Source organism: Massilia cellulosiltytica (assembly GCF_047325105.1).
In the GTDB taxonomy this organism is placed as follows: domain Bacteria; phylum Pseudomonadota; class Gammaproteobacteria; order Burkholderiales; family Burkholderiaceae_D; genus Telluria; species Telluria orientalis.
In genome coordinates this window covers 270,985-285,272 of the sequence record NZ_CP168562.1, presented here as the reverse complement: position 1 = coordinate 285,272, position 14,288 = coordinate 270,985, and the positions used below count along the sequence as shown (strand labels likewise).

Below are 14,288 nucleotides of genomic sequence, written 5' to 3'. Positions count from 1 at the left end.
CGGTTCAGGATCAGCCGGAGAAGACGCGTGTTCGATCAAATGAAGCTTTCCGCCTGGACTTCAGGCATACGCAGTAAATTCAACCTGCCCCTGCGCGTGGAATTATGGAACGGCGCGCAGGTGGACTTGTCCCCTGAGCAGCCACGCGTGAAAATCCGCGTCCCGAACCCGGGCGGCCTGCGCTACCTCCTCGCGCCGTCGCTGGGCAACCTCGGGGAAGCCTATGTCGAAGGCGCGCTCGAGATCGAAGGACGCGCGGCCGACATGATCCAGGTAGGCTCTGCCCTCGCAGAAACGACGGGCAAGCCGGCGCGCGCGAGCCGCGTCGCCAGCGCTGCCCTGCGCCTCGTCTCGCCGCACACGCGCGAGAAGGATGCCGAGGCAATCCGCTACCACTACGACGTCTCCAACGAGTTCTACAGCCTGTTCCTCGACCCGGCCATGGTCTATTCCTGCGCCTATTTCGAGAACGGCGACGAGGACCTGGCCACGGCCCAGCAAAAGAAGATCGACCACATCCTCACCAAGATCGGCGTGCAGCCGGGCCAGACGCTGCTCGACATCGGCTGCGGCTGGGGCGCGCTCGCGATCCGCGCGGCCAGCAAGTTCGGGGCGCGCTGCGTCGGCGTCACGCTGTCCGAACGCCAGTACGAGCTGGCGCGCGAGCGCGTGGCGCAGGCCGGGTTGCAGGACCGTGTCGAGATCCGCTTGCAGGACTACCGCGACGTCGCGGGCAGTTTTGACCGCATCACGAGCGTCGGCATGTTCGAGCACGTGGGCGTGGACAATTTACCGGAATACTTCCGTCGCATCGGCAAGCTGCTGGCGCCGGGTGGCGTCGTGATGAACCACGGCATCACCACGACCGATGTCGAGCAGCGCAACAGCCCGCACGGCAGTGGCGAGTTCATCGACAAATACGTGTTCCCGCACGGCGAGCTGGCGCATCTGTCCACCGTCATCCGCACGATGCAGGAAGGCGGACTCGAAGTCCGCGACGTGGAAAACCTGCGCCGCCACTATGCCCGCACGTGTGCGCTGTGGACCGAGAATTTCGAGAACAATGCCGACCGCATCCGGGCGACATGCGATCCGAAGACGTTCCGCATCTGGCACGTCTACCTGGCCGGCTGCGCGTACGGCTTCGCACACGACTGGATCAGCCTGTACCAGATCGTGTGCGGCAAGGCGGGCGAGGAACCGGACCTGATTCCGTGGTCGCGGCGGTACATGTATCGCTAGCCGTGATTTATTCCCCCCGCATCAATCACTTCACCCGGTCCGTGAACATCTTGCGGAACTTGGCCACCTTGGGCGCCACCACGAACGCGCAATACCCCTGCAACGGGTGCTGCGCAAAATAATTCTGGTGGTAGTCCTCGGCCTTGTACCACGGCTCGGCCGGCAGCACCTGCGTGACGATAGTCGCATCCCACACGGCGGCCATCTCGGCCATCACCTTGCGCGCCGTCGCTTCCTGTTCCGGCGACGTGAAGAAGATCACCGAGCGGTATTGCGTGCCGACGTCGTTGCCCTGGCGGTTCAGCGTCGTCGGGTCGTGGATGGTGAAAAAGATTTCCAGGATGTCGCGATAACTGATCACGTTCGGATCGAATTCCAGGCGCACGACTTCCGCGTGGCCCGTCGTGCCCGCGCACACCTGCTCGTAGGTCGGCGCAGGGGCCTCGCCGCCCATATAGCCCGATTCCACGCGGAGAATACCGCGCGCTTCCAGATAGACGGCTTCCAGGCACCAGAAACACCCGCCGCCCAGGATGGCCACTTCGGTTGCTGATTGCTGGCTCATGCTGACTCCTCAAGGGATAAATAGTTGTCCATGGTTTCACTGTAAACGAAAGTGCGCAGTCGTGCAGGCTCGGGGAAGCTCCGGCCATTGATGGCATAATGCGCGCATGAACACCAGCTCACCTCGCGCCACCACGCGCGGTTTCGATTCCGCCCATTTTCGCCAGGCCCTGTCCCAATTCGCGACCGGCGTCACCGTCATCACGACCCGCCTGGGCGACGGCAAATTCCGCGGCCTGACCGCGTCCTCTTTCAATTCCGTATCGCTGGAGCCGCCGCTGGTGCTGTGGAGCCTGTCGAACGTCGCCAACAGCCTGCCCATCTTCACCGGCAATTCGCACTACGTCATCAACGTATTGTCCGCCGGCCAGGAAGAGCTGGCGCGCCGGTTCTCGCGGCGTGGCCACGATCCGTTCGAAGGCGTCGAGTACGAATTGTCGCGCACCGGCCAGCCGATCCTGAAAGGCGTCTCCGCCTGGTTCGAATGCCACAACCGCAGCCGCTACCCGGAAGGCGACCACGTGATCTTCGTGGGCGAAGTGGAAGACTGCGCCGTGCATCCCCAGTCTGCCCTGCTGTTCCATGGCGGGCGCTTCGGCAGCACCTGATCCTTGTTTGAAAAATGAAAATGCCTGTCGCAGTTTGAAAAGATGCGGCGGGGCTGGGTTTCTATAATGGCTCGACCCGGGCGGCCATCCATTCGCCCACCACATTCTTACAAAGATTGAGACAGGAGCCCCATGAGCCGTTCCGATACGCCCCGCAAAGCCCAGTTCCATTGGGATGACCCGTTGCTGCTGAACGAGCAGTTGCTCGACGAAGAACGCATGGTGCGCGACGCCGCCGCGGCCTATTGCCAGGACAAGCTGCTGCCGCGCGTCCTCGACGCCTTCCGCCACGAAACCACCGACGCGTCCATCTTCCGCGAGATGGGCGAGCTCGGCCTGCTGGGCCCGACCATCCCCGAGCAATACGGCGGCCCCGGCCTGAACTACGTCAGCTACGGCCTGATCGCGCGCGAAGTCGAGCGCGTCGATTCCGGCTACCGCTCGATGATGAGCGTGCAGTCGTCGCTCGTGATGGTGCCCATCCATGAATTCGGCAATGAAGAAACGAAGCAGAAATACCTGCCGAAACTGGCCACCGGCGAATGGATCGGCTGCTTCGGCCTGACCGAACCGAACCATGGCTCCGACCCGGGCTCGATGGTCACGCGCGCGCGCAAGGTCGACGGCGGCTACTCGCTGTCCGGCTCCAAGATGTGGATCACGAACTCGCCGATCGCCGACGTGTTCGTCGTCTGGGCCAAGGATGACGAAGGCAAGATCCGCGGCTTCGTGCTGGAAAAGGGGTGGAAGGGCCTGTCGGCACCGGCCATCCACGGCAAGGTCGGCCTGCGCGCGTCGATCACGGGCGAGATCGTGATGGACGAAGTGTTCTGCCCCGAAGAAAACGCGTTCCCGGAAGTGCGCGGCCTGAAGGGTCCGTTCACGTGCCTGAATTCGGCCCGCTACGGCATCGCCTGGGGTGCGCTGGGCGCCGCGGAAGACTGCTGGCATCGTTCCCGCCAGTACGTGCTGGACCGCAAGCAGTTCGGCAAGCCGCTGGCCGCCAACCAGCTGATCCAGAAAAAACTGGCGGACATGCAAACGGAAATCACGCTGGGCCTGCAGGGCGTCCTGCGCCTGGGCCGCATGAAGGACGAGGGCACGGCCGCGGTCGAGATCACGTCGATCATGAAACGCAATTCCTGCGGCAAGGCACTGGACATCGCACGCATGGCGCGCGACATGATGGGTGGTAATGGCATCAGCGACGAGTTCGGCGTGGCGCGTCACCTCGTCAACCTGGAAGTCGTCAACACGTACGAAGGTACGCACGACATCCACGCGCTGATCCTGGGGCGCGCGCAGACCGGTATCGCGGCGTTCTGATCGCCCCGGTGCACGAAAAAAAACCCGCCGAACACGGCGGGTTTTTTATTGCGCGAAACGCGATCAGAACTTGTAGCCCAGGGTCAGCACGGTCGACTTCGGGTCCAGCTTCATGTGCTGGTTCTGCCCCGTCGAGAAGTGCACGTCGGTCCGCAGGCGGGTCTTCACGAGCGCGGCGTTGAGGAACCATTTCTCGTTGAAGTTCCAGACGGCACCGATCTGGCCCGAATAGGTCAATTTGTTGTCGATGCTAAACGTCGTCGGCGGACCGCCCGGATCCGTCAGCGCGGTCATGCGGAACGAGCCGGTTTCCTTGTAAAAGTAGGCATAAGTCACGCCCAGGCCGACGTACGGACGGAACGCCGCGTTCGGCGAGAAGAAACGGTATTGCGCAAACAAGGTCGGCGGCAAGGCATGCGCCGTGCCCAGCTCGCCCGTACCGGCGATGGCACCCGCGCCGTAGATGCTGTGCTTGTATGGCTTCGCGATGGTGAATTCGGCGGTGATGTTGTCGGTGATCCCGTAGTTGATGATCGCCACCGGTTCCGTGTCCTTGCCGACGTCGCCCAGCGAATTCGGCAGGGCCGGAGCGGAAATCGCTCCGCTTTCCACTTTCGGTTCGATCTCGATGGCGCCCAGCGATACGGCCCACTTCCCCTTGGCCTGTGCCGCGGCGCTGCCCGCCACGGCCAGCGCGCCAGCAGCGACCAGCAGCTTCACGACATTGGAACTTACTTTCATGTTATCTCCTGATTCTTATTGATGGCCCGTCCGCGGGGACGAGCCTGTCGTGATGATTACAGCCAGCCTTTGACTTCCATTTTCTCGAGAACATAGCGCGCGAGCAGCCAGTTCACGAACGGTGTCGGATGGACTTCGTCGGCGAACATGTAGTGGCTGACGTCGCCTGCGATCACGTTCTTCGCGTTGCAGACGAGTGAAGTGGTACCCAGCGCGTTCGGGCCACAGGCCGGGGTCGACGTATTGGTGAGGCCATACGGTGCCGGATTGATCACTTCGTCGTGGCTGACGCTCCACACGTCGACGTACAGGACTTTCGGCTCGTCCGCGACACCGGCTTGCAATTGCGCATTGAAGGCGTCGACGGCTTTCACGATCAGGGCCTGGACGGCCGCGGACTGCGACTTGCCCGACGGCGTCGATGCCACATCCGGCAGGTTGTTCACGACCACATAGTTCGCGCCCTTGGCGACGATCTGCGTCTTGACCAGCGCGGCCAGCTCGGCGCCGGCCGTCGCCATGGCGGTGACGACACCTGCGGCATTCGCGGTCAGGTAGTCTGCGCCTGCTTTCTGGCCGGCGGCCGTGGCGTCCGCCTGGGCCTTGGCGACCATCGGGCCGTACACGGTCGCCTGCGCGGCGGCAGTGTTCCCGGCCATGACGGCGGCGGTGACGGCGGCTTGCACGATCGAGGCGTCGGTGTGGCCGGCGCGCGCCGCTTCCGTCTGGATCGCGAGGCCGATGGCCTGGGCCGCGGTGGCCGGGTTCGTCGCACCGGCGGCCAGTTGCGTCGTCAGCGACACGGCGAAGGCCTGGGAACCGGCGGCAGTGCCGGCGGCGGTGGCGCTCGACGACAGCTGGCCCAGCAGGAACAGGATGTCGTTACCGCCGGCCATCACGGTCACGAGTTCGGTACCGCTGAATTTGCCCCCGGTCTTGGCCAGGTGGTTCGCGATCTGCGTCACCACGGGCACGGTGGTCAGGCCCAGCGTCGGGTTCACGACCTTGTTGTTCGGGCCGATCGGATTCGTCACGCGCGAGCCGCCTTGCGCGTAATTGAGGCAGTTGGTGTTGAAGGAGACAGGGACGGCGAAGCCCTTGGTCGCGTCGCCCTGCAGGCCGGTCTGGGCCGGGCACGGTGCTGGCAGGCTCATTTGGGCCGCGACGAGTTCGGTCCAGTTCTTGCCGGTCAGTTCCTTGTTGATCGACGTGTTGTCGCCGTTGATCGTGAACTTGCCGCCGCCCAGCGCCTTGACGGTACCGACGGCATACGAGCCGACGTCGGACAGGCTGTCGCCGAACGATACCTGTGCGCTGAACTTGGTAACCGGGGTCTGGTCGCCACCGCGAGGGCTGGTGCTGCTGCCGCCGCAAGCCGACAGGACGGCAGCGGTCAACAGCGCGAGCGCGAATGTGGTCTTACGCATTGTGTCTCCTAAAGAAATTTTTCTCTTATGCAACGAACGGCCGTGCTATTCGTGTGCCAACTAATATGCCAGTGTTCGGCATCGTTGTATAGCGAAAAGCTTTGTCGTGCACCGGCAACAACACCCTGTTGCGATGGCTGGGAGACGAGGCCGGCAGCGCGGCCGATTATAGCAACGCCGCCGGCGAATTCATGTCTTAATGTGACAATGTTGTTTGAAAATAATCGCGTGTCGCCGCCATGCAGAACGGCGCCACGAGACCGGCGTGATAGGCCGACGCGACGGCGCCATCGCCCGACGCCGCGCGCAGGATCGTCCTGGCCGCTACGAAGCCCGCCTTGGCCGAGCGGTACGGGTCGTTCAGGCTCGGCGTGTCATCGATGTCGAGCAGCGTGATCCTGCTGCCGCGCGCACTGAAATAGCTCGCGGCCGACGTCGCGTTGAAGAACGGCACGACGGGGTCGTCATGGCCACCGCACAGCATCGTGGGCGCGTTCGGCATATAGCTGCGCAGATCATTGCGCACGAGCCATTTGCGCAGGTTGTGGGCCGGAGAACAGGCCAGCGGCGACGTCGCGCTCTGGTCGCACGGGTGCGCGGCGAGATCGGCCAGGTAGCCGCTGCGGTAGGTCGTGCGGATCAGGTTGTTGGCGCCGAAATATGCCGTGTAGCCGGGCGTCTGCGGCTGCGAATCCGCGGCGAACAGGGCTGATGCCGGCAGCTTGCCCTGGTCGACGAGGTCACCGCTGCCGAGGCTGCCTGGCACCAGGTCGGCGATCGATGCGGCGTACTGCGTCTCGTAGACATCCGACGGCGTCGCATACAGCGCGGCACTCGCATGCTGACCCGCGTTGATGATCATCGGCACGATCACGGTGGCACCACTACGCGGTGCACCGCCGAACAGGTCATCGCCGAAGCGGGCGATGGCATACGGGCCCGACATGCCGGACGCCGCCGTCAACGTGAACTCGTTCGTGCCCATGTCTTGCATGGCGCGCTGCGTGGCCAGCGCGACATAGCCGCCTTGGGAATAGCCGGTGACCATCAGCTTGCCGGAATCCTTGGCGCCGATGGCCCCGAACGACGTGCGTGCGGCGCGCAGCGCGTCGATCATGTCGGCCGCCTGCGCGACGCGGTCCAGGTACGGGTGGTAGCCCAGCGACGAACCGCTGTAGCCCGTGTAGTTCGGCGCGACGACGATGAAGCCCTGGGCCGCGAACACGGCCGCCGCGAGGCGTGCTTCCGTGTTGTTGGCGATGTCGGCCATGTCGTAGGATTTCTGCAACGAGGTGCCGTGCGCATACAGCACGACGGGCCGCGAGTTGCTGCACGACGCGCCGCCGCCGGTGGGTACGAAGACGGCGGCGCTGCCGTCCGTCGCTTCGCCGGCGCCGCCGATGGTGTTGTAGTGGACCTTGTACACGGAGACCGAGCACTGCGGCTGTCCCGCGACGGCCAAGGTGCCCTGCTGGGCCGATTCGAGGAAGCCGGCCAGCACGGTCGGAGCCAATGTGGTGAGACTTGCACCGCCGACGCTGACAGCCACGGAGGCGGCCTGCCCCACGAGGCTGCCGCGCGTCGCGACGGGCAGCGGTTCAGGATTCGCGACGCCGGTCGGCGTGCCGCCGGCGGTGGTGCCGCCGCTGCAAGCGGCAAGCAAATAGCCCAGCCCGAGGCTGCAGGCCAGGGTTAAGAGGGAACGCATGGGTGTCCTTCGACTCACTGATCAAGACAAAAGGCCCGCGCAGGAAGGCGGGCCGGGATTGCCGAGTAGCATGCACCGGACAGGCGTTTTTGGGAAGATTCCCGACTGATTACAGCGCGGTAGTGTTGTTTATCAACCCGTGCACGATGCCGGTCGAACCATGCGCGGCGCGGCGCAGGCGGTCGTTGACGCCCAGCCATGGTCCATCCTGCGGCGGCGCCTCGACGAGGATGACGTCGGCGCCAGCGCCATCCATCGAGCGCAGCGCCGCGTACAACGCGTGCGCAAAGCCCTGCGGCGAGGCCGGCAGGCGGACGGCAGCGTGCGTGGCGGCCAAATCCGAATAATGGATCAGCGCAACCTTGCGTCCCGCCTCTTGCAACCTGGACAAGGTGTCGGCCAGAGTCGCCGTGTCCTGCATCGCGACCGGCGTGTGCGGCGCGTAATGCGATTCCAGCGTGCCCGAGGCGCGGGGTGCCGCGGCATCCGGACGGGCCGGCACCTGGTCGATCACGGCCGCGATGGCATCCGCCGAGATATGGCCCGGACGCAGCAGCACGGGGCCGTGCGTCGCCAGGCGCGACAGGTCGACGATCGTCGATTCGATGCCGACCTCGCTCTGGCCGCCATCCAGCACGAAGGCGATGCGACCGTGTTCTCCGATGTCGTCGCCGAACTCGTCGCGCACATGCTGCGCGGTCGTCGGGCTGACGGCGCCGAATTTATTCGCGGATGGCGCCGCGATGCCGCCCTTCCCGCCCTTGAATGCCTGCAGCAGTTCGATCGCCACCGGATGCGACGGGCAGCGGATGCCGACCGTGTCCTGCCCGCCCGAGACGGCGTCCGGAATGTGCGGCGCACGTTTCAGGATCATCGTCAGCGGACCGGGCCAGAAGGCGTCGGCCAGCTGGCGTGCTTCCGACGGGATGTCGGTCGCCCAGTAGTCGAGGTCCGCGCCGGGCGCCACATGCACGATCACGGGGTGATCCTGCGGGCGGCCCTTGGCGGCATAGATCGCGGCAACCGCGGCCGGGTTCTCCGCGTCGGCGCCGAGGCCGTACACGGTCTCGGTCGGCAGCGCGACGAGGCGGCCGGCCTCGAGCGAGCGCGCGGCGGCTTTGATCACATCGGTCACAGCGCGATCCCGAGGATGGTGCAGGCCTGCGCAAAGTTTGCTTGCGCCTCTTGCAGCGTCGGCGCGACGAACGTCACGTGGCCCATCTTGCGGCCGCGGCGCGGGTCGGTCTTGCCGTACAGGTGCAGGTTGGCGCCGGGCAGCGCCAGCACCTGGTCCCACGCCGGTTCACGGACAGTCTCGCCCTCGAACCACACGTCGCCGAGGATGTTCAGCATTACGGCCGGCGAATGCTGGCGCACGTCGCCCAGCGGCAGTTTCGCCATCGCACGGACCTGCTGCGCGAACTGGCTCGTGATGCACGCGTCGATCGTGTAGTGGCCGCTGTTGTGCGGGCGCGGCGCCATCTCGTTGACGACCAGCGAACCGTCCGCCAGCACGAAGAATTCGATGCACAACACGCCGACATAACCGAGCTCGGCCACGATGGCACGGGCCGCATCCTGCGCCTTGCGCGCGCATTCGGCGGACACGTTCGGGCCCGGCACGGTCGTCGTGAACAGGATGCCGTCGCGGTGCACGTTTTCCGCGATCGGGTAGACGACCGACTGGCCATCCGCGCCGCGCGCCGTCAGCACGGACACCTCATACGCGAGCGGCAGCATCTTTTCCAGCAGACAGGTCACGCGGTCCATGGATTCGAACGCGGCGCGGACGTCCTCGCGCGTGCGCACGCGCACCTGGCCCTTGCCGTCGTAGCCCATGCGCACCGTTTTCAGGATGCCGGGCAGCAGGTCGTCGGCGATGGCGTCGATGTCGGCATCGCTTGCGATCACCTTGTGCGGCGCCGGCATCACGCCGGATTTACTTGCGCAGGCGACGAAGAAGGATTTTTCCGCGATGCGGTCCTGGGCGACGGACACGCCGTGCGCGTTCGGCGCCACGAACACCTGCTGCGCGAGGCGCGACAGGCTGGCGGCCGGGACGTTTTCGAATTCCGTCGTGACGGCGACGCATTGCGCGGCCAGCGCATCCAGGCCGGCCGCATCTTCGTAGCCGGCCTCGACGAGGCGCTCGGCGACCTGGCCGGCCGGGCAGTCATCCGACGGCTCCAGCACGGCCACGCGGTAGCCCATCGCCTGTGCGGCGTGGGCAAACATGCGGCCCAGTTGGCCGCCGCCCATTACGCCCAGCCACGCAGGTTCCGCGGCTTCCGGCAAATAGGCTAGTGACTTCGTATTACTCATCAGTCGTTCACAGGCAGGGTCATGGCCTTGGCGGCGGCGGTCTGTTGCTGGCGGAATTGTTCAAGCTGGCCCGCCAGGGCGTCGTCGGTGGTGGCGATGATGGCGATCGCGGTCAGCGCGGCATTCGCGGCGCCGGCTTCGCCGATGGCGAACGTCGACACGGGCACGCCCTTCGGCATCTGCACGATCGACAGCAGCGAGTCTTCGCCGCGCAGGTATTTCGACGGGACGGGCACACCCAGCACGGGCACGACCGTCTTCGCGGCGACCATGCCCGGCAGGTGCGCGGCACCGCCGGCACCGGCGATGATGGCACGCAGGCCGCGGCGACGGGCGGATTCCGCGTACGCGAACATCTCGTCCGGCATGCGGTGCGCCGAGATCACCTGCGCCTCGAACGGCACGCCGAACTGCTTCAGCATGGCGCAGGCGTGCTGCATCACGTCCCAGTCGGAGCTGGAGCCCATGATCACGCCGACCAGCGGCTTATTCTGCTGATCCGCCATCTCAGACCTTCAGCTTCTCGCCGGTCAGGCGTTCGATGGCTTCGAAGTACTTGGCCTGGGTCTTGTCGATGACGTCCTGCGGCAGCGGCGGTGCCGGCGGGGCCTTGTTCCAGTCCTTCAGCGTTTCCAGGTAGTCACGCACGAACTGCTTGTCGAACGACGGCGGCGACATGTCCGGGGCGTACGAGTCCGCCGGCCAGAAACGCGAGGAATCGGCGGTCAGGACTTCGTCCATCAGGTGCAGCACGCCGTTCTCGTCCAGGCCGAATTCGAACTTGGTGTCGGCGATGATGATGCCGCGCGTGGCGGCGTAGTCGGCGGCGGTCTTGTACAGCTGGATGCTGATGTCGCGGATTTTATTCGCCAGTTCCGAACCGATGCGTTGTTCCATGTCGGCGAAGCTGATGTTCTCGTCGTGCTCGCCCAGGTCGGCTTTCGCGGCCGGGGTGAACAGCGGCACGGGCAGCTTGTCGGCCTGGCGCAGGCCGGCCGGCAGCTGGATGCCGCAGACGGATCCGGTCGCCTGGTAATCCTTCCAGCCCGAACCGATGATGTAGCCGCGCACGACGGCTTCCACGAGGATCGGCTTCAGGCGCTTGGCGACGACGGCGCGGCCTTTTACCTGCTCCACTTCCTCGGGTGCGACCACGGATTCCGGCGCCACGCCGGTCAGGTGGTTCGGCACGATGTGGCCGAGTTTTTCGAACCAGAAATCGCTCATCTGGTTCAGCACCATACCCTTGCCGGGGATCGGTTCGTTCATGACGACGTCGAAGGCCGACAGGCGGTCGGTCGTGACGATCAGGATCTTGTCGTCGCCGACGGCGTAGTTGTCACGGACCTTGCCATGGCCCAGCAATGGCAGGGAGGAAATAGTGGATTGGTAGAGGCTTTTCATAGAGGGGATATCTTGATAAAGCGAAACCGGCGAAGAGGCCGGTCGGATGGGCGAAGGCTAGTGAGAGCCGGTGCCAAAGCGATATTTTACGCGAATATTGCGTGGAAATCGTCGCCCCCGCGAAAGCGGGGGCCCATGCTGAGGTTCCGAAGTTCGTGTTCAAAAGCCTCGCGCTGCTTTCAACTTACCGAATCTGGCGATTCAGTATGGGTTCCCGCCTTCGCGGGAACGACGGCTTGGGGATTACTGAACGATCTGCGCCAGCTCACCCGCCTTGTAGCGCTCCGCCATTTTCTCCAGCGGAATCGGCTTGATCTTGGCCGCCATGCCTTCGCAGCCGAAGGAGATATAGCGTGCCTTGCAGATCTGCGTCGCGGCTTCGCGGGCCGGCTTCAGGTAGTCGCGCGGGTCGAATTTCGACGGGTTCTCGAACAGGTATTTGCGGATCGCGGCCGTCATCGCCAGGCGGATGTCCGTGTCGATATTAATCTTGCGGACGCCGTGCTTGATGCCTTCCTGGATTTCCTCGACCGGCACGCCATACGTTTCCTTCATGTCGCCGCCGAATTCGCGGATGATCGCCAGCAGCTCCTGCGGGACCGACGACGAACCGTGCATCACGAGGTGCGTGTTCGGGATGCGCGCGTGGATTTCCTTGATGCGGTCGATGGCGAGGATGTCGCCGGTCGGCTTGCGCGTGAATTTATAGGCGCCGTGCGAGGTGCCGATGGCGATGGCCAGCGCATCGCACTGGGTGCGCGCGACGAAGTCGGCGGCCTGTGCCACGTCGGTCAGCAGCTCTTCGCGGGTCATGGTGCGGTCCGCGCCGTGGCCGTCTTCCTTGTCGCCCTTCATCGTTTCCAGCGAACCGAGCACGCCCAGTTCCGCTTCGACGGTCACGCCGATCGAGTGCGCGAACTTGACGACTTCCTTCGACACCTCGACGTTGTAGTCGTAGGAGGCGACGGACTTGCCGTCCGCTTCCAGCGAGCCGTCCATCATGACGGAGGTGAAGCCCGAACGGATCGCGGCCATGCAGACGGCCGGCGACTGGCCGTGGTCCTGGTGCATGACGACGGGAATGTGCGGGTAGGCTTCGACGGCGGCGTCGATCAGGTGGCGCAGGAACGCTTCGCCGGCATATTTGCGGGCGCCGGCCGAAGCCTGCATGATCACCGGGCTGCCGGTCTGGTCGGCCGCGGCCATGATGGCCTGGACCTGCTCCAGGTTGTTGACGTTAAACGCCGGGAGGCCGTAGCCGTGTTCGGCGGCGTGGTCCAGCAGTTGACGCATTGATACGAGTGCCATGGTTTAGCTCCATAGGAATAAAGAAACCTTTCCGGGTCTCACACCTTCTGCGCGTGCGTGCGTCTGGCCTCGCGCGAAGGCGCGTCAGCCATGCACATCATCCGTTCGACAGTCTGGCGCGGCCGCGGTTGCGGCCGCGCGCTCAGGTGTTGAGCTCCCTCTTAATTGAATTCACCGACGCGAACGATCTTAAGCGCGTTCGTACCGCCGACCTGGCCCATCGGCTCGCCCCACGTGACGACGATCGTGTCGCCCTTCTTGACGATGCCGTTGGCCACCAGCAAGTCTTCCGCCTGTTTCAGGACGGCACTGCTATCGCCGCGCTGCGTCAGGTGGTACGCATGCACGTTACGATACAACGCAACCTTGCGTTGGGTGGTGACGCTTGGCGTCAGGGCGAAGATCGGGGTGTCGACGCGGTGGCGGCTCATCCACAGCGCGGTCGAACCGGACTCGGTCAGCGCCACGATCGCCTTCACGCGCAGGTGGTGCGCGGTGAACAGGGCGCCGTACGCGATCGACTGGTCGATGCGGGTGAACTGCACGTTCAGGAAGTCGGCTTCCAGCTTGTTGTATTCGGAACGTTCCGCTTCGACGCAGATCGCGGACATCATCTCGACCGTCTCGACCGGCCACTTGCCGGCGGCGGTCTCGGCCGACGTCATCACGGCGTCGGTGCCGTCCAGCACGGCGTTGGCCACGTCCGACACTTCGGCGCGGGTCGGCACGGCGTTGACGATCATCGACTCCATCATCTGCGTGGCGGTGATCGCCAGCTTGTTGCAATCGCGCGCCATGCGGATCATGCGCTTCTGCAGCGCCGGCACGGCCGCGTTGCCCACCTCGACGGCGAGGTCGCCGCGGGCGACCATGATGCCGTCGGAGGCGTCCAGGATCTCTTGCAGCACGGGAATTGCTTCCGCGCGCTCGATCTTCGCGATCATCATCGGCTTGTGGCCGAACGGCTCGCCGGCGATGTTCGCCAGCTGGCGCGCCATTTCCATGTCGGTCGCCGTTTTCGGGAACGAGATCGCCAGGTAGTCGGCCTGGAAGGTCATCGCGGTCTTGATGTCCTCCATGTCCTTCGCGGTCAGCGCCGGCGCCGTCAGGCCGCCGCCCATGCGGTTGATGCCCTTGTTGTTGGACAGATCGCCGCCCACCTTGACGATGGTGTGGATCTCGCTGCCGGCCACGCGCTCGACGATCAGCACGATCAGGCCGTCGTTCAGCAGCAGCGTGTCGCCCGGACGGACGTCGTTCGGCAGTGCCTTGTAGTCGAGGCCGACGCGTTCCTGGTTGCCCAGCTCGCCGTTCTCGCCCCAGCGGGCGTCCAGGATGAAGCGGTCACCGTTGTTCAGTACGATCTTGCCTTCTTCGAACTTGCCGACGCGGATCTTCGGGCCCTGCATGTCGGCCATGATCGCCACTTCGCGGCCGCACTCGGCCGCGGCGCGACGCACCAGGTTGGCACGGTCGATATGGTCCTGGGCGCGGCCGTGCGAGAAATTCAGGCGCACGATGTCCACGCCCGCGCGGATCATGCGGACGAGCGTATCGAAGTCGGAGGAAGCGGGGCCGATGGTTGCGACGATCTTGGTACCACGAGACATTGATCTATCCTTGAAGTGAAAAGCGCAG

At 64.9% G+C, this 14,288-nt stretch carries 13 protein-coding genes; 3 read left to right on the top strand and 10 right to left on the bottom strand.

Going from position 1 to position 14,288, the window contains the following annotated elements:
• Positions 1 to 27 precede the first annotated feature (27 nt).
• Positions 28 to 1,242 carry a class I SAM-dependent methyltransferase gene (locus tag ACEN9H_RS01270; RefSeq protein ID WP_413673509.1) on the top strand — a complete coding sequence of 405 codons (1,215 nt, stop codon included), beginning with the start codon at positions 28 to 30 and terminating at the stop codon, positions 1,240 to 1,242.
• 25 nt (positions 1,243 to 1,267) lie between these two features.
• Here the strand turns inward: ACEN9H_RS01270 and msrA are convergent, their stop codons facing one another.
• Complete coding sequence (gene msrA / locus ACEN9H_RS01265; protein WP_413673508.1) at positions 1,268 to 1,807, bottom strand: peptide-methionine (S)-S-oxide reductase MsrA; 540 nt, start codon at positions 1,805 to 1,807, stop codon at positions 1,268 to 1,270.
• A gap of 106 nt (positions 1,808 to 1,913) precedes the next feature.
• On the opposite strand from msrA, the gene ACEN9H_RS01260 reads away from it, so the two are divergent.
• Both ACEN9H_RS01260 and ACEN9H_RS01255 read left to right on the top strand, forming a co-directional pair.
• Complete coding sequence (locus ACEN9H_RS01260; protein ID WP_056124627.1) at positions 1,914 to 2,414, top strand: flavin reductase family protein; 501 nt, start codon at positions 1,914 to 1,916, stop codon at positions 2,412 to 2,414.
• 132 nt (positions 2,415 to 2,546) lie between these two features.
• Entirely contained in the window at positions 2,547 to 3,740 is a 1,194-nt protein-coding gene (locus ACEN9H_RS01255; protein ID WP_413673507.1) for an acyl-CoA dehydrogenase, read from the top strand.
• A gap of 63 nt (positions 3,741 to 3,803) precedes the next feature.
• Here the strand turns inward: ACEN9H_RS01255 and ACEN9H_RS01250 are convergent, their stop codons facing one another.
• From ACEN9H_RS01250 to pyk, 9 genes are all read right to left on the bottom strand, one after another.
• Entirely contained in the window at positions 3,804 to 4,481 is a 678-nt protein-coding gene (locus tag ACEN9H_RS01250) for an OmpW/AlkL family protein (protein ID WP_413673506.1), read from the bottom strand.
• Positions 4,482 to 4,537: 56 nt separating this feature from the next.
• The gene (locus tag ACEN9H_RS01245) at positions 4,538 to 5,908 is read right to left on the bottom strand and encodes an SGNH/GDSL hydrolase family protein (RefSeq protein WP_413673505.1); all 1,371 of its coding nucleotides are present in this window, start codon (positions 5,906 to 5,908) and stop codon (positions 4,538 to 4,540) included.
• A 196-nt stretch (positions 5,909 to 6,104) separates the two neighbouring features.
• On the bottom strand, positions 6,105 to 7,616 hold the full coding sequence (locus tag ACEN9H_RS01240; RefSeq protein ID WP_413673504.1) for an alpha/beta hydrolase family protein: 1,512 nt from the start codon (positions 7,614 to 7,616) through the stop codon (positions 6,105 to 6,107).
• Between the two features lie 109 nt (positions 7,617 to 7,725).
• Positions 7,726 to 8,751: an L-threonylcarbamoyladenylate synthase gene (locus ACEN9H_RS01235; protein ID WP_413673503.1), complete on the bottom strand. Its 1,026-nt coding sequence runs from the start codon at positions 8,749 to 8,751 to the stop codon at positions 7,726 to 7,728.
• On the bottom strand, positions 8,748 to 9,938 hold the full coding sequence (locus ACEN9H_RS01230; protein WP_413673502.1) for a 5-(carboxyamino)imidazole ribonucleotide synthase: 1,191 nt from the start codon (positions 9,936 to 9,938) through the stop codon (positions 8,748 to 8,750). Before ACEN9H_RS01230 ends, ACEN9H_RS01235 begins: the two co-directional genes overlap by 4 nt.
• Entirely contained in the window at positions 9,938 to 10,444 is a 507-nt protein-coding gene (gene purE / locus ACEN9H_RS01225; protein WP_036236192.1) for a 5-(carboxyamino)imidazole ribonucleotide mutase, read from the bottom strand. The genes ACEN9H_RS01230 and purE overlap by 1 nt, the downstream gene beginning before the upstream one ends.
• Before the next feature lies 1 nt (position 10,445).
• Positions 10,446 to 11,342: a phosphoribosylaminoimidazolesuccinocarboxamide synthase gene (locus ACEN9H_RS01220; protein WP_413673501.1), complete on the bottom strand. Its 897-nt coding sequence runs from the start codon at positions 11,340 to 11,342 to the stop codon at positions 10,446 to 10,448.
• 243 nt (positions 11,343 to 11,585) lie between these two features.
• The gene (fba, locus tag ACEN9H_RS01215; RefSeq protein WP_056124652.1) at positions 11,586 to 12,650 is read right to left on the bottom strand and encodes a class II fructose-bisphosphate aldolase; all 1,065 of its coding nucleotides are present in this window, start codon (positions 12,648 to 12,650) and stop codon (positions 11,586 to 11,588) included.
• 161 nt (positions 12,651 to 12,811) lie between these two features.
• Positions 12,812 to 14,260: a pyruvate kinase gene (gene pyk / locus ACEN9H_RS01210; RefSeq protein ID WP_160409475.1), complete on the bottom strand. Its 1,449-nt coding sequence runs from the start codon at positions 14,258 to 14,260 to the stop codon at positions 12,812 to 12,814.
• Between the last annotated feature and the right edge of the window lie 28 nt (positions 14,261 to 14,288).